Source organism: Mesorhizobium sp. 1B3, assembly GCF_050958605.1.
Classification (GTDB): domain Bacteria; phylum Pseudomonadota; class Alphaproteobacteria; order Rhizobiales; family Rhizobiaceae.
In genome coordinates this window covers 124,383-144,074 of the sequence record NZ_JBJHDO010000007.1, presented here as the reverse complement: position 1 = coordinate 144,074, position 19,692 = coordinate 124,383, and the positions used below count along the sequence as shown (strand labels likewise).

Sequence of the window (19,692 nt, the reverse complement as noted above, 5' to 3'; positions counted from 1 at the left end):
CGGTCAGCTCCAAGTGATAGGGATCAGGACCACCTAGCTCATTGGCGGGGCTTGGTGGCCGAGCGACGACCTGAACAGATGGCCTATGACTGAAGGGAGGGTTCCGCACCTCCCTTTCTCATTGAGGGATGGCAATCCAACGAGCCTCAGGGCCTGACCGGGCCGCTTCAGGAACGATTTTTAGCAACAATCCGAGGGGCAGAAATGAGCGGGAATTTCGTTTCCGATGCCTGCCGGCTGGTCGGCGGGCATCTCGCGACGACGACCAACACCACCATGTTCAGGGCGGTCGGATACATCCAGGTGATCGGGCTCAGGCTCACCAACGTGACCGGCACGGATGCCGTTGCGACGGTGAGCTGGTTCAGCGCCGGCGCCGAGGAGGAATACCGGCTGCTCTTCCAGCATGTCGTGCCCGCCAACGGCCAGCTCTGGCTGCCGCTCGAAGCCTTCGCACTCGCCGAGAACGACGAGATCCGCGTGCAGGCGGGCACGGCGAACGCGCTCGACGTCATCTTGTCCATTTCAGACGTACCGGGGAGATCGGGTTAATGGCGGGCATTTTCGACCTGTTGCGGGAAGGCGAGCAGCCTGATGGGCTGTCGCCGCGGAGCGATCCACCTCGGGCTGGGTCACAGAACGGCGGCTGGCTCCCCGCCTTGCAGCGGTTCTTCACCACCTCGCTGGAGGATGTCTATAAGGGGAAATACGGCATCGACTCCCGCATGCCGACTCTTTCCGAGAACGTCGCGGTCGGTATCGGCTCGGGGCTGAAGGCGCTGGGTGCACCAAAATACTTCGCCGAAGACTTCGGACGCCGCACGCGAGATCTGCTCGAATGGATCACCCCGTTCGGGACGCTGACCGCGAAAGAAGAGTCGGCTCGCGCCGCGGAGCGCGGGGACATCCTCACCGCTATGCTATCCGGGGCTGGCTTAATCCCGAACCTTGGCCGCGCAGCCGGCAAGGTGGGTGATGCGGTTGCCAAGACATTCCGCCATCCGATCAGCCTAACCAAGCTGAAGCGCCCCCTCGAAGAGATGAACGCGATCTATAGCAACGAGCGGATCTTGAAGCCCGACGAGATCATTTGGCCGGAAAGGCTTCAGGGCGGCATTATCATCCCTGCCGTCGGTGACCGCACGATCGCTGGAAAGGAATTGGCCGGTATCAATGGTTACCGGTTTGAACAGCCGGTCAACCTGCAGGGCGGTTTCAAACTCATGCGCGACAATCCGGATGTGTGGGCATCGGAAGCAGGCGCGCTTTCGCGGCTCTCCGACCGTATCGATTGGGCAGGGCAGGCAGGCGTTCCAGTTTATCTGATGTACACGTCGATGGGCCCACGCTCGCTTGACTACAGCCGGATGATGACGGAGGCGATCCGTGAACAGATGAAGCTGGCTCCAGTGACAAAATTGGCCAAGACATCGTTTGATGCTGATATGCGGCTAAGATATCCGGATTTTCCGGGTGTCGACAATTTGACGGATCAATGGATGGCAAAACCGGGAGACGCGCGAACCTATCTCGCGCAATTGATGGCTCAGGACAGATTCCAGAAGCTAGGCTTCCCAGACATTGCCTCGACGCGGTACGCGCTGACAGAACCTGAATTGCTCAACCGTTTATCCGGAGCCTCGGGATCTGCCATCGCACAAGTCTTTCCGGGGGCAGGAATTAACACGAAGCCACTGGTGCCGCATCCGACCTACAATGCAACATTACCCGGGATCTATCTCGGCAGCTTCATGAAGCCGATCCCACGCGAGATCATGTTTCCCAACTGGGCGGCGACACGCCCTGTTCGCGAGAACCGGGCCTATGCTGATCGTTCAATGCTGCTAGGCAACGTCTGGCAATTCGCCGATCAGCAGTGGCTCGAGAGAATCATGAATTTTCTGAGGAGTCCCGAAGGACAGAAATACGGCATCGGTGGCGCGGTTGCAGCCGGCCTACTTACGCAGGAACAGGCGCAGCAATTCTTTGGTCTGCGGGAAGGTCATCCCGAGGGTGCAGACGGCACTTCCGTGAACCCTGAAACCTAGCAGAACCACCTCGTTTTCGAGAGGGGAAGCCTATTGTGCTGACCATCCGTCTCTCCACCACCATGACAGCGGCGGAGATCGCTCCGCTGTGGCCGGGCATCGTCGGCTGTCTCGAGAAATATTGCCGCCGCTTTGCCGAGGAGGAGAGCGTCGCGCATATCCTCCAGCAATGCGCGGAGGGCCGCCGCCAGCTCTGGATCGTCACGGACGAGAGCGGCCGGGTGATCCTGACGCCGGTAACGGAGATCGTGACGATCGACGCCACCGGAAAGAAACAATTGCTGCTGGCGGAGGTCGGTGGCGAGCGGCTCGCCGAATGCATGCCGCTTCTCCTGCATATCGAGGAATGGGCGGCGCGGGAGCATGGGGCCACGGAAGCTCAGCTCGTCGGTCGCAAGGGTTGGAAACGGTTGATGGAGCCGCTCGGCTACCGGGAAACCGCTGTCATCTGGCGCAAGGGATTGTGACATGGGAAAATCGACGACTTCCAAACAGACAAGCGAACCGCCGGCATGGGCCAAGCCCCTGCTGACGAAGGCCGCTTCCGAGGGCATGCGGCTCTACGATGCCGGCATCGGCCACAATGTCTATGACGGGCCGACGCAGGCGCCGCTCTCGGACGTGACGCTGGGCGGCATGAATTCGCTGCTGGCCGCCACCGGCTATGGCGGCACGCCGATTTCCAACCAGTCGATCGATGCCCTGGTGCCGAACATCAAGCCGATGATCGACCAGGCTGCTCAGCGCAATGCTCAGGCAATCGCCGGACCGGGCAAGTCAGCCTCTGCCGATCTCGATCGATTCATACCGGCATGGGTCCGCGGCTACCAGCAGTCCGATCACCCCATCCTGAAATCCCAGGCCGAGCGGTGGATGGCGATGAACTACAACAATCCGGGGCTCACGCCCCTGCAATGGGACATGGAACAGCCCGGCAGTCGCGGCGGGGGAGGTCGATAGCATGGGCAACGCAACGAACTCGACGCAAGGCAAGGCGAGCGGCACGGCAACCAATACCGGCCAGCCGGCATGGAGCCAGCCCGGGTCGGAAGCTTACAACCAAATGAACCGGCAGCTTCAGACGGCCCCGATTGCCGCCGCCAATCAGACGATCGCGCAGGGCGGTCAGGGTGCGACCACCCAGAACGTCATTGGCCAGATCATGAACGGCGGTGGTTCGAACGACTGGATGAACCAGGCCGCCAGCCAATTCCAGAACCCCGCCCAGATCAATGTTCCCGGCCAGGTGAGCGAGCAGAATTACCAGAATATCTATAACCAGGCCGGGCAGCCCGGCGCGGCGGAGCAATATCTGAAGGGCACCGCCCAGGGGCAGTATCTTGGCGGCTCGCCCTATCTCGACGATATCGTCGCCAAGGGAGCCCAGGACGTCGCGACCCAGACGAACCAGATGTTCGCAGCCGGCGGACGCTATGGCTCAGCCGCGCATCAGGGGACTGTGTCGGACTCGGTCGCCAACTACGCCAACCAGCTGCGCAACCAGAACTACAGCCAGGAGCGCGACCGTCAGATCCAGGCGGCGGGCGTGCTGGAGAACGCCCAGCAGGCCCGGCTCGGCCTGCAGAGCAGTGCGGCTTCCGGCCTTGCCGGCATCCAGGGCCAGAACATCGGCAACAGCATGAATGCGCAGTCGCAGAATATCGCCAATCGGCTCGCCGCGGCGGGGCAACTCGGCCAGCTCGGGCAGCAGCGCTTCGGCAACATGATGGGCGCCGCCGGCCTCGAGAACCAGGGTTTCAACAACATGCTCGGCATGATCGGCCAGCTCGGCAATATCCAGAACAACAAGATCTTCGACGCGCAGCAGCAGATGGGAATCGGCAACCAGATCGACCAGCGCACGCAGCAGCGGCTCACCGATCTGATCAACCAGTGGACCCAGACCGACATGTCGCCCTGGCAGCGCCTCGGCGGACTTCTCTCCACCGGCACCGGCACGGCCGGCAGTTGGGGCACGCAGACCACCAAGTCGACGCAGCCTCTGGATATCGGAGGCATTCTCGGCGGCCTGGCGAAGCTCGTGCATTCCGATCGCCGGCTGAAGGAGGACATCCGCCGGGTCGGCATGCTGGATAACGGCCTGCCCGTCTACGCCTACCGCTACAAGGGCGAGCCGGCCATGCAGATCGGCCTGATGGCCGACGAGGTGGAGGAATTGCACCCCGAGGCGGTGGTGGAGACGGAAGGCGGCATCAAGGCGGTAAACTACGAGATGGCGGTGAGATAGCCGCACGTTTAAGGGCGCTTGCTTTCATCTTTCCCAGAGAAAAGACAAGGCGAGCGAGTGCTCCGCAACGGCTTGCTCCATCGTGCCGGCCGTTCGCCGTGCCAGCCACTCTTTCCCTCTTCGGAGAAACGACATGACCTCTCTACTGACCTTTCCACTCGAAGACCGACGGGCCCGACAAACACAGACAGGCAGGGCTGCAGCTCCGCCAGACCTGCCCGGGAACAGCCCGACTTCCCGTGCATCCGCCACGCTGCAGGCTCCGAAGGATCGCTGGGAGGGGCTGCGAGAAGCCGATGTCAAACGGAACGGCTTGTTCGAACTGCTGAAGACCGCTGACGAGAGGTTGAGCCCGCTGCTCTCGGCAATGACGCCCGCGGCGGGAAGCTCGCCCGAACCAAGGCCGATGCCGCCGGCCCCCAGGATAGTGCCGCCCCTGCACCAGCACGTCGCCGAGTTTCTGGAGAGACGGCATCGCGCTGGCGGCAGCCAAGGGATAATTTAGGAGGCCATGATGCCGGGAAGTATCTACAGTTGGAGCAAGCTCGCCGGCGAGAACGATGTGGCCGACGGCGATATCGATTGGCGCGAAGGCCAGTTCCCCGACACGGTGAATGATAGCGCACGGCAGATGATGGGTCGCAATGCCGAGTGGCGCGACGACATCACCGGTACATTAACCGCCGCAGGAACGGCAAACGCGATCATGCTGATGGCCAACTCGGCCTTTACGTCGCTGGCTAACGGCCGGATGCTCACGTTTCGCACGTCGGCAAACAATACCGCTGCCGTGACCTTGAATGTCAATGGTCTCGGTTCCAAGGCTGTCCGGGCCATGGGGGCGGCTACCGATGTCGATCTTGCTGCCAACGACCTCAAGGCCAGATGCGTGTACACCGTCGTCTACTCGGCCACGGCCAACGGTGGCGCCGGCGCCTGGATACTGTTCGCGCCATTCAGCAAGGTGCTCGATGGGAACCAGATCGACGCCTTCCCGGCTGGCACTCGGCTGCTCTTCCAGCAATCGACCGCGCCGACCGGCTGGACGAAGGATACGTCGCATGACAACAAGGCATTGCGCCTCGTCAACGGCACGGTGACGACAGGTGGCTCTGTCACCTTCACCGCGGTGTTTTCGAGTGCAACGCCTACCACAAGCGTCATTCAGAGCGGGACAGTGGGCGGTACGGCGCTTACAGTCGCGCAAATGCCTTCTCACACACATGGACCTGGTAACCTTCGGGGAGCAACAAATGCTACCGGCACCCACGCGCACAATGTGGCAGGTTCAACGGACGTTCAGGGCAGCCATAGCCACAACATGGCGCAGGGTAGCCCATTAGTTTGGATGCAGAGTGGCAGCAATCTATTCGTACAGGGCGGAGGCAATGGCAATACCGGAACGTCGGGAGTCGCACCGGCGGGGGCCCATAACCATAACATCAATGGCTGGACCGACAGCCAGGGCAACCACACCCACCAAGCCTATATGAATGCCGGCACAACCGATGCACAGGGCGAGAACCAACCCCACACCCACACTTTCAGCGGCGAAGCGCACTCGCACACGACCGACCTCGCCGTTCAGTATGTCGACGTGATCATCTGCGAAAAGGCGGCGTGACTATGCAGCTCAAGGTCGGCGACTTCTGCCCGCTCATCGGCAAGAACTGTGTTCAACTCCAATGCAAGTTCTTCTGCAAGATACAGGGCAAGGACACCAACACAGGCAAAGACGTGGAGGAGTGGAATTGCGCCATCGCCTTCCTGCCGCTGCTGCTGATCGAAAGCAGCGGGCAGCAGCGGCAGACCGGCGCGGCGGTCGAAAGCTTCCGCAACGAGATGGTGAAGGCCAACGAGATGAATCAGCAAGTACTGCTGGCGCAGATGCACGGCGCGCCGACGCCGCTCCTCGAGGGCTGAACCATGCCGTCCGTGTTCTCGGCCGATTGGCGCAACGAGGTCGACAAGGAACTGCGGGGCAAAGCCGGCAAGGCGACAACGCTTGCCGGCTACGGCATCATCGATGCCTATACCAGGGCTCAGGCCGACGCAGCCATCGCCAATGTGTCCGTCGATTTTTCGGAACAACTTGATCAGAAGGTCGACAAGAGTGACGCCGCATCCTTCCTGCGGGCGGACGGCTCGGTCGCCGCCAATAAGCTGGTGATCAATTCGAGGCTCCAAGGTAGCTTTGAGAATGGTTTGACTGTCCAATCCCCGTCTGACTACGTGAATTTTTATATGGTCAGCAACACTGGGTATGGTTTCTTTCTCCACGCCGCTTACAATAATTTCTATATTTTGGCTGACCGCAATCGGGACATAACGTGGAATACTGGAAACTACCCGCTTCTGTTGGCTGGTGATTCTAGCAAGGGCTACGTCTTCGGACAGGAGATCGCGACGGTCGCTGGTCTCAATACCAAGCTGAACCTCTCTGGTGGCACGATGACTGGCCGTTTGACCGGCTACGGCGTCAACGCCAGTACAGCCGCAAGTGACAGCAGCGGGTCCTTTGAGGTTCGCAATGTGAGTGGCGCTGGTGATGGTGCTGTGGCCTCGATAGCGTTCCACTGCCAGGGGGCCTACGGCATCAAGCTTCACCTTCGCCCAGACGGGTTCTTCGGTTGGGGCGGCTGGTCGAGCAACGCTTGGCGGCTCTATCAGGGCCCCGATGGTGGTCTCGTTTCGGCGGGCAATGTCACTGCCTATTCAGATCCCCGCCTCAAAGACGATGTGGAGCGCATCGAAAACGCTCTCTGGATCATCCACCGGCTCGATGGGGTGCGATTCACATGGAATGGCAGGACGGCGCTCATTGGCCAACCAGGCAAGCGTGATATCGGAGTGCTTGCCGATCAGGTCGAGGCGGTCCTTCCGGAGATCGTCGGCCGATCGATCGAGGATGCGGCGAACGGCGACGAACGTTGGCGCACAGTGGACTATGACAAGCTCGTTCCCGTCTTGATCGAGGCCATCAAAGAACTGACTGCGCGCGTGGAGGCCCTGGAGGCCGATCGATGACGCTTCCCGCGAGCGGCCCCGTCAGCATCGCTCAAGCCAATGTGGAACTCGGCCGTCCGGCGACCCAACCGGCCAGCATGGACGAATGGCCTCTGCGGTGGCTTGCCGGGGCGGGCGGCTCGGGTACGGCCTATTCCATGAGCCAGTTCCACGGCAAGAGCGCCATCATCAGGGAACCGGCGAGCGGAGAATATTTCGACGGTAATACGTTCTGGCAGCTTTTCGGCGGCAACGGCACAATCCGCTGGGGCGGCATAACTGCTGCCAGCGGGCTTCCCGTAAATACCACCAGTCACACGGTGGATGTCTGGACGTATTTCCGCGGCTCGCTACGCGACACCACTTTCAGTCGTTACAGCGTGTGGCGCACCCGGATCGGCCCATAGAGAGGAGACATCAAGCATGGCGCTGAATGCCACGTGGGATTTCGCCAGGGTGAAGGGCGACAGCGGGACAATTCGGGCCGTCGAATGGACCATCACCTGGACCGACCCGGATTTTCCAGGCACGCAAATCATTTCCAGCGGGATCACTATCCAGGGCGTGGAAATACCTGCAGCCACCGCCACGAAAGCTCAGGTCGAGGCTGCTGTGACCGCCGTGCTGGGCAATCAGCTCGACGCGATCCGCGCGCATGTGGCGGAAACGATGCCTGCCCAGCACAGATGGGAAAGCCTGCAGGTGATCGAAGTTCCCGGTATCGTCCCGACCGCAGCCTGATCCATCGGGCGGCTCGGGGCCCACAATCCCTCTCACATTCGAAGGAAGTTTTCATGGACCTCAAGCAGGGCCACACGCCCCTTATTATCTCGGAATGTCTCAAGCGAGGCATTCTGCGCAACCAGTGCGCGTATATTCTTGCCACCGCCTGGCACGAGACCGGCCGCTACAAATATATGCGAGAAATCTGGGGGCCGACCGCCGCCCAGAAGCGCTACGAAGGCCGCAAGGATCTCGGCAATGTCGTGGCGGGCGACGGTAAAAAGTTCCTGGGACGCGGCCTCGTCCAGATCACCGGCCGGCGAAACTATGCGGATTGGAGCCGCCGTCTCGGGCTCGACTTGCTGAAAGAGCCGCAGCTTGCCGCGCGTCCGGATATCGCCGTCCGGATCCTCGTCGACGGCATGATGCTCGGCACGTTCACGGGGAGGAAGCTGGGAGATTTCGTCAATCTCGACAAGAGCGACCACGTCAACGCGCGGCGCGTGGTGAACGGCATCGATCGTGCGGACCTGATTGCCGGCTTTGCCCGTCAATTCGAAGCGGCGCTGCTCGAGTCCGGTTACGCGGAAAACAAGGCCCGGCCATCGCCGGCTGTGGCCACCGGATGGCTCGCACGCTTGATTGCCGTCCTTGTCTCGGGCTTCACCCGTATTTCGAAAGGAGCCTGAGTTGGCCCCCTTCATTCGCATCTTCCTGCGATACGTTACGCTCCCGCTGCTGGCCATGGGCCTGATCCTGCCGGAAGAACAACAGGCGATCATCGCCGATCCCGATCTGGTCGGCTATGTCTGCACCGGCCTGGGCTTTCTCGCGCCGCTGGCTGCGGAAGGCTGGTATCTTCTCGCACGCCGATTTGGGTGGTCCAAATGACCGCGTGGCTGCTCGCCGCTGCCGGTGCGGCCATCGCTTTCCTTTTCAGCTTTATCCAGGGCCGGCTCACTGGAGCCAGAGCCGAACACAACGCGAATCGGGCCAGGGAAGCCGATATCTATGAAAAGCACCTCCAGGAAATTGCCGAGGCTGCCGGCGCTCGCAATGCTGTCCGTCGTCACGGCGTGCCAGACGACAAGTACCGGCGGGACTAAGGCCGTATGTGCGATCTTCCCGCCGATCACCTATTCGAGCCGGGATACACCGGAGACGATCATGCAGGTGCGCCGCCACAATGCGGGCTATGAAAGTTATTGCCGATGACACAAGCCGATATTCGGAAGATTGTCGCTGAGACAGTGGCCGAAACCCTCGTGAAGCTCGGAATCGACTCGACTGACCCCATAGAACTGCAACGTGACATGCAGCACCTGAGGGCGTGGCGGGAATCGGTCGAAACGGTCAAGAAGCAGGGGATCATTACTGCCGTCGGCATAATAATTGCCGGTGTAATTGGCATGATCTGGGTGTCCATTAAAGGGAACACGGGATGATTGCGGTTTCAACACATCTAACCTATTGCGTTGAGACCTGATCACTCTAACCGCCCAGCAATGAAGTATCGTTCCGACATCGATGGCATTCGCGCGATCGCAGTCCTGGCGGTCCTAACTTTTCACGTCTGGGGGGGCTGCACTTCCAGGTGGCTTCGCCGGGGTTGACGTCTTCTTTGTTATCTCTGGGTATCTTATCACAAAAGGTCTAGTTGAAGAGATCGAGGGCAAAGGTCTTTCGCTCACCAGCTTCTACTATAGGCGGGTGCGAAGGATAATGCCCGCGCTATTTGTTGTCCTGGCGGCTTCGCTAGCGGCGGGGTATTTCATTCTTTTGCCGGGCGACTATGCCATTATGGGTAAGAGTTCTGCCTTTGCAGCATTCGGGCTCGCCAACTTCTTTTTCTATGAGAACACTGGTTATTTTGATCCTGCGGCTGAATTACAGCCCCTCTTACATACGTGGTCGCTTGGTGTCGAGGAGCAGTTCTATTTCGTATGGCCTGCTGCGCTCGCGGCGGGCTTCTGGCTTGCCAAAGAACGCCGTTCGATCATTGCGGCGGTGGTTGGCTCGGTAGTGGTAGTAAGCTGGTGCGTCTGGTTCTACAAATTGGGGCATCGCCCTAATTATGCGTTTTATCAACCACACGCTCGCGCCTGGGAATTGGCCGTCGGAGCCCTTTTGATCTTTGTGCCGGCAGTAAAAAACCGGTGGGCCTCGGAGACTATGGGCCTTGTCGGGTTGGGATTAATCGGATCAGGTCTCTTCATCACCAGTTGGCCGATCGCTAGCCTGAACGTGATGCCCGCCGTCGCAGGGTCTGTTCTTCTTGTGTGGCCAAGGCAGCCATCGCTAGCTTCATGGGTACTGTCTCTTCCGCCCATGCGATGGGTGGGCCTTATCTCGTATAGTTTGTACCTCTGGCATTGGCCGGTCCTGGTCTTCTTCAGGCATTACGCGAATGGGGCAGTTCCCACAGCAAGTGAGGCCGTTTGGATTTTAGGCGGTTCGATTGGACTGGCGTTTTTGACATGGAAGTTTGTGGAAAAGCCGATTCGACGCCCCTGGCCACGTCCAGTCATCGCCATCGGGGCAGGCCTCTCAGCCGCTGGACTTATAGCAATAATAGGGTTCGCTGTTGGCGTGACCGGAGGGTTCAGCAATCGTCTGTCGGGGGACGCGGCGAAGATGGCAAGTCTCGATCGGATGTGGGAATGGGAATGCCCGAGAAAGGCCTACATCACCGAACTTGGGGGAAGTTTCTGTACGTTCGGTGCCCCGTGGGAAGGCGCCGAGATCAGGGGCGTGATCTGGGGTGACAGCCATGCGGAGCATATGGCACCCCTCGTTGAGGCCGCGATTAAGGGGAAGTCTGTTGCCGTCCTGCTCTATCCCTATTGCCCGGCTATCCTCGATGGACACATACGCCGGGATATTGGTGAAAACCCCGACTACAATTCAACCTGTGCTGATAGAAGGACGAATGTCGTTCGGTGGCTCCGCGCCAATCCCACTATCCGTCTGGTAGTTTTATCGGCTGCATGGGTGCCACTGGAAACTCTGGCCTACCAAGACGGTTCTCTACCCCAAAGCTTGGACGGGCCGGGGCTGATATCGGCCGGGATAAGCAAGGTGATCCGCGACACGGAGCAACCTGGGCGGCGATTCATTGTAGTGGCCCAGGTGCCAAGTATTCCCGTACAGCCCACGTCGTGCATTCTTGCCGGCCCTCTGAATTTGCTGCGGCGAGACTGTGGCGATCTCGGTCAGCTAACCGCCGCCCACTATCATGGGTCGATGGCTCAATCCACCAAGCTGGTTGCGTCGATTGCGAAAGAGCATTCGTCCAACACTGTCTCGGTGTTGCCCGGTGACGCTCTTTGCCGCAACGGCCGCTGCGTCGTGTCGTTAAACCGCCAGTTTCTTTACCGGGACACCGGCCACCTGCGCCGCAATCTCTCGGACGAGACCAAACGCTCGTACGCATCGTTGATTGGCCTTGCCGGTGCGATACAGACATCGATATTTGGTTTCCCCCATAGACACGATGGTGAGGAGCAATAGGTTCGGTACAGCCAAGCTGGGCAGTGACAGGTGTCGGCAAGGTAGGTATTTTTATCAGGCTCTTCCTCGGTTCGAGCCGGCAACTTCGACTTTCCAACCTTCGCCGATTGCGAAATGATTAATCAGACGAGTACACGGTCGCGGACCTCACGCCGCCCCTCTCCGCGCGCTCTTCTCTTCCCATGAGCCGCCAGGTGATCATCCGGCCCTTGCCCTTGATCTCCACCGGGCCGCGCTGCTCCAGTACGAACTTGCCGCTCAGCGATTCGTAGGTTTCCTGCGAGACCTGGATCATTCCGGCCTCGTCGGTTTCCTCCATGCGCGAGGCCACGTTCACCGCGTCGCCCCATACATCGTAGAACAACTTCGTCGTGCCGATGACGCCGGCGACGACCGGGCCGCTGGCCATGCCGATGCGGATCCGCACCGGCCGTTCCTGGGGGTCGCGCAACGCGGCCGCGGTGTCGCGCATGTCGAGAGCGAAGTCGGCTAGCGCCTCTGCATGGTCGGGGCGCGGTTTCGGGACGCCGCTCACCACCATATAGGCGTCGCCCGTGGTCTTGATCTTCTCGAGCCCATGTTTCTCCACCAGCCCGTCGAACTCGGTGAACACGCGGTTCAGGAAGCGCACGAGCTCTTCCGGCGAAAGATCGCTTGCCCGGGCAGTGAAACCAGCCATGTCTGCGAACAGGACCGACGCCGTCTCATATTTGTCGGCGATGACGGGTTCGGCATCCTTCAGGCGTTCGGCAATCGCCGGCGGAAGAAGCTCCAGCAGCAGATTCTCCGACCTCGCATATTCGTGCTCGGCGGCAGCTTCGGCCCTGGCGATCTGGTGGGCTGCGTAGTTGACGACGATGAACAGGAGGGCGACGCCGACCGCGACGTTTATGACGAAATTGCCGTAGAACAAGGCATGGGCAGACAAGACGCCGGTGCTGGCGGGCGCGATCAGGTGAAGGATAATGATCAGCGTGGCCGCAATGGCGGTCAAGGCTGCATTCAGAAGGAGATATTGGGGGCCGAAGATTATCACGACGAGCGGGACAGCGGTAAGATAACCAAGCCAGGCGCCTCCACCCGTTCCTACACCGAGCACGACCCAGAAGATGAAGGCGTAGGCGAAGCCGACGAATGCAAGCGGCGCAACCAACGGACCGAAACGATGCAGCAGCGGAAGCATCGCGAAGCACAGGGCCGCGGCGCCGTTGGCCGGCACCTCCACGGCCCTGACACCGGGTGGGCTGGAAAGGCCGGCCAATGCGAAGTACGCCGAGAGCGCGGCCACGAGCCACGCGACGATGTTCATGATCCGCAGTCGTCTCGCGACGCGTTCCGGATAGGTTTCGGTGCCAAAGCTAATGCTGGGCAACAGGCGCATCGGCACCTCGCCTTCGACAAATGAGACATGTTCGTGAAGAATCGGGCTTCGCGCCCATCACGTCAACGTGGCCCGATGTCCCGCCGCGAGGTACGATATTCGGCCGATCGGGCTTGTCTGGCTTGCGCGCGTCTCACGTGCTTCGTTTCTCCTTTGCCGCAGGTTTGTCGGAAGGGGTGCGATCGTTGAAATCTGCCCAAAAAGAGGCATCGCGTTAAACAATCACGCGACACGCTGCAGGTTCTTGGTTTGCTCACGTCCAGTTTCCCGAAACCGCTGCGCCCTTCGGGAGACATGCTGAGGTTCGACTACGCCGCCCTTGCAAATTCACCGCCAACCTGCTTCGGAACATCAAGCGGCCTGCTCGTGCCACCGACGCGGCGGCTACGACCTGTTCATTTGAGGAATCCATGCGCGTGAAACCACCCTACCGGACTTCTGCCAGAATATCGGCTTTCCTCACGGTCTGTTGCGCTGGCATGCTGGCTGCCCATGCCCAGCAGGCTCCGACATTGCCCGGCGGCGCCACCTCGCTCAACGAGACCCATGGCGACTGGACTGTCGCCTGCATGGTGCAGGACAACAACAAGCGCTGCACCCTGTCCCAGCAGCAGGTGGATGCCCAGAGCCGCCAGCGCATGGTCGCCATCGAGCTCGGCGCGATAGCCGATGGAAAGACGCAAGGCGCTGTCGTCTTGCCGTTCGGGCTGGCGCTCGAAAAGGGCGTGGTGCTGCGCGTCGACGAGGGCAAGCCCCTGCCATCGCTCGCTTTCCGTACCTGCCTTCCCGCCGGCTGCGTCGTGCCGGTCTCCTTCGATGCTTCCATGATCACCGCCCTGCGCAGTGGCAAGCAGCTTCAGCTCGAGGCCGTCGCGGACGGCGGCAAGCCCATCAGCTTCTCAATTTCGCTGGCCGGCCTTGCAGGCGCGCTCGACCGCCTTGCCGAGCTTGGCAAGTCCTGATCGCAAGATGGGAACCGAATTCAGGAGCGAGGCGCCGAAGGCAATCGTCCTGATGGGCGTGGCCGGCAGCGGCAAGTCTTTCGTGGGCGAGGCACTCGCCAGGAACCTAGGCTGGCGCTTCATCGAAGGCGACGCGCTGCATCCGCCGGCGAATGTCGCCCGCATGGCGGCCGGCCAACCGCTCACGGACGAAGATAGGCAGGGCTGGCTCGACGCGATCGGGCAGGACATCGCCACGGTCGTCGCCCAGGGCCAGGGCGTGGTGGCGACCTGCTCCGCCCTGAAGCGCATCTATCGCGACCGACTGCGCGGCTGGTGCGAAGGCATCCTCTTCGTCCATGTCGCGATCGACAAGGAAACGGCACGCCGGCGCGTCGGCTCGCGCAAAGGACACTTCATGCCGGCCAGCCTGGTCGACAGCCAGTTCGCCACGCTCGAACCGCCGGCCACCGGCGAGCCGGCGCTCACGCTGGACGGGACGCTCCCTCTCAAGGACATACTCGCCCGGATCACCACGGCCCTGGGCGCGTCGTAAGCAGACCTCTTTTCAAGACGATCGAGTGCTTTGTCTGATGGACCAAAGGGTCCATACTGGCGCCATGGTTCACCGGCGATAGGAGAACCGCGATGCGCATCGATCCTGTCTTTCTATTCGATCTCGACGGCACGCTCGTCGACAGCGTCTATCAGCATGTCCTCGCCTGGCGGGAGGCGCTCGACGCCGAGGGTATCGAGCTATCCGTCTGGCGCATTCACCGCAAAGTGGGGATGAGCGGCGGTCTGTTCGCCAACCAGCTTCTGCGCGAGACCGAACTGGATATCAGCGAGGAACGGGTCGAACGGCTTCGCCTCGCCCACGCCGAAGCCTATCGGCAATATGCCGACCGCATCCGGCCGCTGCCCGGCGCGCGGGAACTGCTCTCTTTCCTGACCGATGCCGGCATCCCCTGGGCGATCGCGACAAGCGGACGCATGGAGACGGCCGCGGTCAATCTTGCTGCACTCGGCGTCGACCCTGGAGTGGTGCCCGTCGTGACCCGCGACCAGGTCCGCTACGCAAAACCTGATCCGGACCTCTTCCTCGCCGCCGCCGACCGCCTCGGTGCTCGCATCGAAACCGCCATGGTCGTGGGTGACGCCATCTGGGACATGCTGGCTGCGACCCGATGCCGGGCCCTCGGCGTCGGGCTGCTGAGCGGCGGCTATGGTTCGGAGGAACTGCGCCAGGCCGGCGCGATCCGCGTCTATGAGGATCCGGCCGACCTGCTCAACCATATCGACGAGGTCGGCGGTCGCCGGTGAGCGGCGCTTTCAGGGCCGGGCCTGTCGAACGTGCCCAGTCGCCGAATGAGCCGGGCTTGTTGACAGTCATTCGCATAAGCGGCTGTTATTGCGAATGATTTTCAGTATCAAACATATTGTTTGCATGCGCGGCTCCGACCGCCTATGGCACCGGCTGGTAGGCATTGCCCCGGCAGCCACGAAGCGGAACGTGTCATGGACAAGACCCTGAAGCTCGCTCTGGGGAGCATAGCCGTCGGCATATTGGTGCTCGGCCTCAAATATCTGGCCTACAAGGTGACGGGCAGCATCGCGCTTTATTCGGATGCGCTCGAGAGCACAGTCAATGTCGCGACGGCGATCGCGGCCTTCTTCGCCATCCGCTGGAGTACGACGCCTCCCGACGCGAATCATCCCTATGGCCATCACAAGGCCGAATATCTATCGGCGGTGCTCGAAGGCGTTCTGATTGTCATCGCCGCCATTCTGGTCATGCACGAAGCCTATAAGGGCTTCATCGCGCCCAGGCCCCTGGAAGCTCCCTTGCGAGGCCTTCTGATCAATGGGGCCGCCAGCACGGTCAACGCGATCTGGTGCGTCATCCTCTTTCGCTACGGCCGTCTCTGGCGTTCGCCAGCACTGGTGGCGGATGCCCGGCATCTCTGGACCGATGTCGTGACCTCGGCCGGCGTGATCGTCGGTGTCGCCCTTGTGCCGCTTACCGGCTGGCTGCAGCTTGACCCGATCCTCGCCACGCTCGTCGCCGTCAACATCCTCTGGTCGGGCTGGCGGCTGATGCGCGAGTCGATCGGCGGCCTGATGGACGAAGCCCTCCCGGAGGAGACGCTGGCGCGCGTGAAGGAACTCATTTCCGCCAACGCGGAGGGCGCGATCGAAGCGCACGATCTACGAACCCGACAGGCCGGCCGCGTCACCTTCGTCGAATTCCATCTCGTCGTTCCCGGAACGATGAGCGTGTCGGAATCGCACTCGGTCTGCGACCGCATCGAAGGAGCTCTCCGAAAAGGCGTCGAGGGCGCGATCATCACCATCCATGTCGAGCCCGAGGAAAAGGCCAAGCATCCCGGCGGCGTGCCGGTTGTGTAGGATCAGTTCGCGCGTCCTTCGAGGCCCGCTTCGCTCACAGTCAAGAATGCACCCGTCATTGTTTCCGCGCAGATGAAGCATCCGCGGCAGCCAACCGGTCGAGCAGCGGGGCTTGGCCGGGGATGATCTTTTCCCGCGCTTCGGCGAGGCCGAACCATTCGGCTCTGTCGACTTCGGGGAAGCGCTGACGCCTGCCGCTTCTCGGTGGCCACTCCATCTCGAATTCGTTGCTTCTGATCGCGGCTGTGTCGAGATCGACTTCCGCCGCGAAGGCCACCACATGTTTGCCGCCTGCCTGGACGATTTCGCCGAGCGACCGGAGAGGAGACGCGGGCGCGTCGACACCCAGTTCCTCCCCGAACTCACGGCGTGCCGCGGCTTCGGGGTCTTCGCCTTCTTCATATTCTCCCTTTGGGATCGACCACGCGCCGACATCACGCTTCATCCAGAACGGTCCGCCGGGATGGACGAGCAGCACCTCCAACCGGCAGGCCTTGCGCCGATAGACGAGCAAGCCGGCGCTGGTCCGGGGCATCAGTCGGTGATCTGGTTCGAAGAGCGCTCGTAAAGCAGGGCGCCGGTCTCGGCATCGACACCGGCCAGGCTCACCGCATAACCCCACAACCTGCGGATGTGACGCAGCGTCTGGTCACGGGTGGCGTCGTCGAGCAGCAGCCCGTCCTTCACATTGTGCTCGAGCCGCAAATGGCGGTCGCCGAGAAGATCGACGTCGGCAACTTGGATGTCGGGCCTGCTCATGCCGATGTCGTAGCTGCGCGCCAGCGCCGATCGGATCTTTGAATAGCCGCGTTCGTTGTGGATCGAGGCCACCTCGTAGTGGGTTTCGGAGGCGTTGTCGGCCAGCACGAACATGCGCCACTTCCGGATCAAGGCGGGGCTCAGATACTGAAGGATGAAGGATTCGTCGCGATGGTTGGCCCAGGCATCGAGCAATGTCGCGCGCCAGTCGCCGTTGCCGGCAATGTCGGGAAACCAGTCTCGATCCTCGTCTGTGGGGTCGGTGGTGATGCGGCAGATGTCCTGCATCATGTCGAAGCCCAGAGCATAAGGATTGATGCGGCCGTAGCGCGGATCGTCGAAGGAGGGTTGGAAGACCACATTTGAATGGTTCTGAAGAACCTCCAGCATGGCGCCGTCGCCGATGCGGCCTTTGTCGTAAAGAGCATTCATGATCGTGTAGTGCACGAAGGTGGCGCAGCCTTCGTTCATCACCTGGGTCTGCCGCTGCGGATAGAAATACTGCGCGATCACGCGCACGATCCTCAGGATCTCTCTCTGCCAGGGCTCCAGCACCAGGCTGTTCTTCTCCAGGAAATAGAGAAGGTTCTCCTCCGGCAGGTTCAGCTTCTTCTTGCGCTCGGCGGCGCCGCGATCGGCCTCCTCTCTCTCCTCCTCGTTCTTGGGGACCGGCAGCGTCCGCCAGAGGTCGTTGTAGGTCCGTTCCTCATATTCGAGCTTCTCGCGCAGGCCTTCGCGCTCCTTCTCGGAGGACAGTCGCGGCGGACGGCGATAGCGGAAAACGGCCTGGTCCATGAGCGCGTGCGCGGCGTCGAGCACGGCTTCGACGGCCTCCAGCCCATGCCGCTCCTCGCAACGGGCGATGTAGCTCTTGGCGAAATCCAGATAGTCGAGAATAGCCCCGGCGTCGGTCCATTGGCGGAAGAGATAGTTGTTCTTGAAGAAGTGGTTGTGGCCGAAAGCGGCATGGGCGGTCACCACGGCCTGGAGCGCCATGGTGTTGCTTTCCATGAGATAGACGATGCAGGGGTTGGAATTGATGACGATCTCATAAGCCAGGCCGCGCAACCCCTTGCGATAGAGCTGGGCCTCGTAGAGGAAATGCTTCCCGAACGACCAATGCCGGTACATCAGCGGCATTCCGACCGAGGAATAGGCGTCGAGCATCTGCTCGGCCGAGATGATCTCGAGCTGGTTGGGATATGTATCGAGGCGAAGGTCGTCGGCGGCTATTTCCTCGATCGCCTCATAGGTGCGGGAGAGCTTGGCGAAATCCCAGTCGGAATCCGCAAACAGCAAGCGGGAAGGGGACCCTGCCTCCATGGGTTTCATCTCGCTTTCGTGCCGAGCTTGCGCAGATTTGAATCGCGCGAGAAAAGCTCGTGGAAGACGGGGTAGATCTCCGACGGCCGCGCAATGCGGGTCATCTGGAAGTTCGGCCATTTGTTGCCGACCATCCGATAGGAACGCCACAATGAAGTGCCGTTGTCGGTCGAGCCGAAAATATGGCTCTCGCGCTCGTCGATGATTTCGATATAGGCGTAATATTGGCAGAGCGGCATGATCGTCTTGTCGAGCAGCGTCACGCAGCGTTCGGAATCATTGGCGAAATTGTCCCCATCCGAGGCCTGGGCAGCGTAGATGTTCCACTCCTTGCTGGGATAACGCTCCTCGACGATACGCTGCATTTCCTCGAGCGCCGTGGAGACAACCGTGCCGCCGCTCTGGGTGCTGTAGAAAAAGGTTTCTTCGTCCACCTCCCGCGCCTCGTGCGTGTGGCGGATGAAGACGATGTCGATTCGTTCGTAGCGTCGCTTCAGGAAAAGATGGAGCAGCACGAAGAATCGCTTGGCGAGATCCTTCTCGCGTTCTCCCATCGAGCCCGAGACGTCCATCAGGCAGAACATCACGGCGTTTGCGTTGGGCAAGGGCTGCGGATCGAAGCGGTTGAAGCGTATGTCGATGGGATCGACATACGGGATCAGCCGGCGGCGGCGCTCGAAAAGCTCCAGCTCCGCGCGCAATAAGGCCAGCCGCTCGAGCGTGCCGGCGCTCGGTTTCTTCTCGGCCTCCAGCCCGGCGATCTCCTCCATGATCGCGTCGACCTCTCCCTGCTTGGGCCGGCCGAGCGCGATACGCCTGCCATAGCTGTTGCGCATGGTGCGCCCGACATTGATGCCCGTCGGCGTGCCCGTCTTGGCGAAGCCCGCCCGGCGCGGCTTGAAGGCCACGACCTCCTTCAGGTTGAGCTTCACCATGTCGGGCAGTTCGAGGTCCTCGAAGAAGAGGTCCAGCACCTCCTCTCGCGACAGCACGAAACGGAAATCGTCTTCCGTCTCCTGTGAATCCGTGGCCGCCTTCCCCGCGCCACCCGCGCCTCCGGACGGCTTGGGGATGCGGTCGCCCGCCTGATATTCCTTGTTGCCTGGAAGCACATGGTCGCGCCGGCCCGTGCCGGGGGCGCTTTGGAAGGCGGGCTCGCCGGTGCCGCGCGCCGGCATGGGCACGGCGTGCTCGGCATCGGCATCAGCTATCTTGCCGGACTTGATCTTCTCCTTGATGCTGCGTTTCAGCTCGTCGCGAGCCCGCTTCAGAAATCGCTGGCGGTTTCCAAGGCTCTTGTCCTGCGGGTTCAGCCGCCGATCGATGAAACTCGGCATTGGTCGA

Annotated in this window: 23 protein-coding genes and 1 pseudogene; 20 read left to right on the top strand and 4 right to left on the bottom strand. The window is 61.3% G+C overall.

Going from position 1 to position 19,692, the window contains the following annotated elements; genetic code table 11:
* Nucleotides 1-204: 204 nt before the first annotated feature.
* The 16 genes and pseudogenes from ACCO56_RS19780 (at nucleotide 205) to ACCO56_RS19705 (ending at nucleotide 11,535) form a co-directional block, all read left to right on the top strand.
* Complete coding sequence (locus ACCO56_RS19780) at nucleotides 205-552, top strand: hypothetical protein (RefSeq protein ID WP_433642558.1); 348 nt, start codon at nucleotides 205-207, stop codon at nucleotides 550-552.
* The gene (locus ACCO56_RS19775) at nucleotides 552-2,048 is read left to right on the top strand and encodes a hypothetical protein (RefSeq protein ID WP_433642557.1); all 1,497 of its coding nucleotides are present in this window, start codon (nucleotides 552-554) and stop codon (nucleotides 2,046-2,048) included. Before ACCO56_RS19780 ends, ACCO56_RS19775 begins: the two co-directional genes overlap by 1 nt.
* A gap of 35 nt (nucleotides 2,049-2,083) precedes the next feature.
* Nucleotides 2,084-2,515 (top strand): hypothetical protein, encoded by a 432-nt coding sequence (locus ACCO56_RS19770; protein WP_433642556.1) that lies wholly within the window; start codon nucleotides 2,084-2,086, stop codon nucleotides 2,513-2,515.
* A 1-nt stretch (nucleotide 2,516) separates the two neighbouring features.
* Nucleotides 2,517-3,008: a hypothetical protein gene (locus tag ACCO56_RS19765; protein ID WP_433642555.1), complete on the top strand. Its 492-nt coding sequence runs from the start codon at nucleotides 2,517-2,519 to the stop codon at nucleotides 3,006-3,008.
* 1 nt (nucleotide 3,009) lies between these two features.
* Nucleotides 3,010-4,296, top strand: coding sequence for a tail fiber domain-containing protein (locus tag ACCO56_RS19760; RefSeq protein ID WP_433642554.1), 1,287 nt, complete (start codon nucleotides 3,010-3,012; stop codon nucleotides 4,294-4,296).
* A 511-nt stretch (nucleotides 4,297-4,807) separates the two neighbouring features.
* Nucleotides 4,808-5,920 (top strand): hypothetical protein, encoded by a 1,113-nt coding sequence (locus ACCO56_RS19755; protein ID WP_433642553.1) that lies wholly within the window; start codon nucleotides 4,808-4,810, stop codon nucleotides 5,918-5,920.
* Between the two features lie 2 nt (nucleotides 5,921-5,922).
* The gene (locus ACCO56_RS19750; protein ID WP_433642552.1) at nucleotides 5,923-6,219 is read left to right on the top strand and encodes a hypothetical protein; all 297 of its coding nucleotides are present in this window, start codon (nucleotides 5,923-5,925) and stop codon (nucleotides 6,217-6,219) included.
* A gap of 3 nt (nucleotides 6,220-6,222) precedes the next feature.
* Nucleotides 6,223-7,323: a tail fiber domain-containing protein gene (locus tag ACCO56_RS19745; protein WP_433642551.1), complete on the top strand. Its 1,101-nt coding sequence runs from the start codon at nucleotides 6,223-6,225 to the stop codon at nucleotides 7,321-7,323.
* Nucleotides 7,320-7,709, top strand: a complete 390-nt coding sequence (locus tag ACCO56_RS19740; RefSeq protein ID WP_433642550.1) for a hypothetical protein — start codon at nucleotides 7,320-7,322, stop codon at nucleotides 7,707-7,709. Before ACCO56_RS19745 ends, ACCO56_RS19740 begins: the two co-directional genes overlap by 4 nt.
* Before the next feature lie 16 nt (nucleotides 7,710-7,725).
* Nucleotides 7,726-8,043 (top strand): hypothetical protein, encoded by a 318-nt coding sequence (locus ACCO56_RS19735; protein ID WP_433642549.1) that lies wholly within the window; start codon nucleotides 7,726-7,728, stop codon nucleotides 8,041-8,043.
* A gap of 53 nt (nucleotides 8,044-8,096) precedes the next feature.
* Nucleotides 8,097-8,714, top strand: a complete 618-nt coding sequence (locus ACCO56_RS19730) for a hypothetical protein (protein WP_433642548.1) — start codon at nucleotides 8,097-8,099, stop codon at nucleotides 8,712-8,714.
* Nucleotide 8,715: 1 nt separating this feature from the next.
* Complete coding sequence (locus ACCO56_RS19725; protein ID WP_433642547.1) at nucleotides 8,716-8,916, top strand: hypothetical protein; 201 nt, start codon at nucleotides 8,716-8,718, stop codon at nucleotides 8,914-8,916.
* The gene (locus ACCO56_RS19720; protein WP_433642546.1) at nucleotides 8,913-9,131 is read left to right on the top strand and encodes a hypothetical protein; all 219 of its coding nucleotides are present in this window, start codon (nucleotides 8,913-8,915) and stop codon (nucleotides 9,129-9,131) included. Before ACCO56_RS19725 ends, ACCO56_RS19720 begins: the two co-directional genes overlap by 4 nt.
* Nucleotides 9,132-9,236: 105 nt before the next feature.
* Complete coding sequence (locus ACCO56_RS19715; protein WP_433642545.1) at nucleotides 9,237-9,470, top strand: hypothetical protein; 234 nt, start codon at nucleotides 9,237-9,239, stop codon at nucleotides 9,468-9,470.
* Nucleotides 9,471-9,633: 163 nt separating this feature from the next.
* Nucleotides 9,634-10,494: pseudogene (locus ACCO56_RS19710) on the top strand (acyltransferase family protein); the annotation flags it as partial.
* A gap of 165 nt (nucleotides 10,495-10,659) precedes the next feature.
* Complete coding sequence (locus ACCO56_RS19705) at nucleotides 10,660-11,535, top strand: SGNH hydrolase domain-containing protein (RefSeq protein WP_433642756.1); 876 nt, start codon at nucleotides 10,660-10,662, stop codon at nucleotides 11,533-11,535.
* Between the two features lie 118 nt (nucleotides 11,536-11,653).
* On the opposite strand, the gene ACCO56_RS19700 is transcribed toward ACCO56_RS19705, so the two are convergent.
* A complete protein-coding gene (locus ACCO56_RS19700) occupies nucleotides 11,654-12,916 on the bottom strand; it encodes an adenylate/guanylate cyclase domain-containing protein (RefSeq protein ID WP_433642544.1) in 1,263 nt (420 codons plus the stop codon).
* 416 nt (nucleotides 12,917-13,332) lie between these two features.
* Here ACCO56_RS19700 and ACCO56_RS19695 point away from each other — a divergent pair, with 416 nt between their 5' ends.
* From ACCO56_RS19695 to ACCO56_RS19680, 4 genes are all read left to right on the top strand, one after another.
* Nucleotides 13,333-13,878, top strand: coding sequence for an invasion associated locus B family protein (locus ACCO56_RS19695; RefSeq protein WP_433642543.1), 546 nt, complete (start codon nucleotides 13,333-13,335; stop codon nucleotides 13,876-13,878).
* Nucleotides 13,879-13,885: 7 nt separating this feature from the next.
* The gene (locus ACCO56_RS19690; protein WP_433642542.1) at nucleotides 13,886-14,413 is read left to right on the top strand and encodes a gluconokinase; all 528 of its coding nucleotides are present in this window, start codon (nucleotides 13,886-13,888) and stop codon (nucleotides 14,411-14,413) included.
* Nucleotides 14,414-14,505: 92 nt separating this feature from the next.
* Nucleotides 14,506-15,180, top strand: a complete 675-nt coding sequence (locus ACCO56_RS19685; RefSeq protein WP_433642541.1) for an HAD family hydrolase — start codon at nucleotides 14,506-14,508, stop codon at nucleotides 15,178-15,180.
* A 195-nt stretch (nucleotides 15,181-15,375) separates the two neighbouring features.
* Nucleotides 15,376-16,266 carry a cation diffusion facilitator family transporter gene (locus ACCO56_RS19680; protein ID WP_433642540.1) on the top strand — a complete coding sequence of 297 codons (891 nt, stop codon included), beginning with the start codon at nucleotides 15,376-15,378 and terminating at the stop codon, nucleotides 16,264-16,266.
* A 55-nt stretch (nucleotides 16,267-16,321) separates the two neighbouring features.
* Here ACCO56_RS19680 and ACCO56_RS19675 read toward each other — a convergent pair whose 3' ends face one another.
* Genes ACCO56_RS19675 through ACCO56_RS19665 form a run of 3 tightly spaced genes read right to left on the bottom strand, consistent with a single transcriptional unit; the run spans nucleotide 16,322 to nucleotide 19,685 of the window.
* Nucleotides 16,322-16,801 (bottom strand): NUDIX domain-containing protein, encoded by a 480-nt coding sequence (locus tag ACCO56_RS19675; RefSeq protein ID WP_433642539.1) that lies wholly within the window; start codon nucleotides 16,799-16,801, stop codon nucleotides 16,322-16,324.
* Entirely contained in the window at nucleotides 16,801-18,348 is a 1,548-nt protein-coding gene (locus ACCO56_RS19670) for a SpoVR family protein (protein WP_433642755.1), read from the bottom strand. Before ACCO56_RS19670 ends, ACCO56_RS19675 begins: the two co-directional genes overlap by 1 nt.
* A gap of 5 nt (nucleotides 18,349-18,353) precedes the next feature.
* Entirely contained in the window at nucleotides 18,354-19,685 is a 1,332-nt protein-coding gene (locus ACCO56_RS19665; protein WP_433642538.1) for a YeaH/YhbH family protein, read from the bottom strand.
* Nucleotides 19,686-19,692 lie beyond the last annotated feature (7 nt).

What these genes read in the sequence shown, in the direction of transcription:
- ACCO56_RS19685 (WP_433642541.1), top strand. Translation starts at nt 14,506, where the DNA reads ATGCGCATCGATCCTGTCTTTCTATTCGATCTCGACGGCACGCTCGTC.
- ACCO56_RS19745 (WP_433642551.1), top strand. Translation starts at nt 6,223, where the DNA reads ATGCCGTCCGTGTTCTCGGCCGATTGGCGCAACGAGGTCGACAAGGAA.
- ACCO56_RS19690 (WP_433642542.1), top strand. Translation starts at nt 13,886, where the DNA reads ATGGGAACCGAATTCAGGAGCGAGGCGCCGAAGGCAATCGTCCTGATG.
- ACCO56_RS19670 (WP_433642755.1), bottom strand. Translation starts at nt 18,348, where the DNA reads ATGGAGGCAGGGTCCCCTTCCCGCTTGCTGTTTGCGGATTCCGACTGG.
- ACCO56_RS19680 (WP_433642540.1), top strand. Translation starts at nt 15,376, where the DNA reads ATGGACAAGACCCTGAAGCTCGCTCTGGGGAGCATAGCCGTCGGCATA.
- ACCO56_RS19705 (WP_433642756.1), top strand. Translation starts at nt 10,660, where the DNA reads ATGGCAAGTCTCGATCGGATGTGGGAATGGGAATGCCCGAGAAAGGCC.
- ACCO56_RS19760 (WP_433642554.1), top strand. Translation starts at nt 3,010, where the DNA reads ATGGGCAACGCAACGAACTCGACGCAAGGCAAGGCGAGCGGCACGGCA.
- ACCO56_RS19755 (WP_433642553.1), top strand. Translation starts at nt 4,808, where the DNA reads ATGATGCCGGGAAGTATCTACAGTTGGAGCAAGCTCGCCGGCGAGAAC.
- ACCO56_RS19665 (WP_433642538.1), bottom strand. Translation starts at nt 19,685, where the DNA reads ATGCCGAGTTTCATCGATCGGCGGCTGAACCCGCAGGACAAGAGCCTT.
- ACCO56_RS19720 (WP_433642546.1), top strand. Translation starts at nt 8,913, where the DNA reads ATGACCGCGTGGCTGCTCGCCGCTGCCGGTGCGGCCATCGCTTTCCTT.
- ACCO56_RS19750 (WP_433642552.1), top strand. Translation starts at nt 5,923, where the DNA reads ATGCAGCTCAAGGTCGGCGACTTCTGCCCGCTCATCGGCAAGAACTGT.
- ACCO56_RS19715 (WP_433642545.1), top strand. Translation starts at nt 9,237, where the DNA reads ATGACACAAGCCGATATTCGGAAGATTGTCGCTGAGACAGTGGCCGAA.
- ACCO56_RS19740 (WP_433642550.1), top strand. Translation starts at nt 7,320, where the DNA reads ATGACGCTTCCCGCGAGCGGCCCCGTCAGCATCGCTCAAGCCAATGTG.
- ACCO56_RS19780 (WP_433642558.1), top strand. Translation starts at nt 205, where the DNA reads ATGAGCGGGAATTTCGTTTCCGATGCCTGCCGGCTGGTCGGCGGGCAT.
- ACCO56_RS19735 (WP_433642549.1), top strand. Translation starts at nt 7,726, where the DNA reads ATGGCGCTGAATGCCACGTGGGATTTCGCCAGGGTGAAGGGCGACAGC.
- ACCO56_RS19765 (WP_433642555.1), top strand. Translation starts at nt 2,517, where the DNA reads ATGGGAAAATCGACGACTTCCAAACAGACAAGCGAACCGCCGGCATGG.
- ACCO56_RS19675 (WP_433642539.1), bottom strand. Translation starts at nt 16,801, where the DNA reads ATGCCCCGGACCAGCGCCGGCTTGCTCGTCTATCGGCGCAAGGCCTGC.
- ACCO56_RS19775 (WP_433642557.1), top strand. Translation starts at nt 552, where the DNA reads ATGGCGGGCATTTTCGACCTGTTGCGGGAAGGCGAGCAGCCTGATGGG.
- ACCO56_RS19700 (WP_433642544.1), bottom strand. Translation starts at nt 12,916, where the DNA reads ATGCGCCTGTTGCCCAGCATTAGCTTTGGCACCGAAACCTATCCGGAA.
- ACCO56_RS19730 (WP_433642548.1), top strand. Translation starts at nt 8,097, where the DNA reads ATGGACCTCAAGCAGGGCCACACGCCCCTTATTATCTCGGAATGTCTC.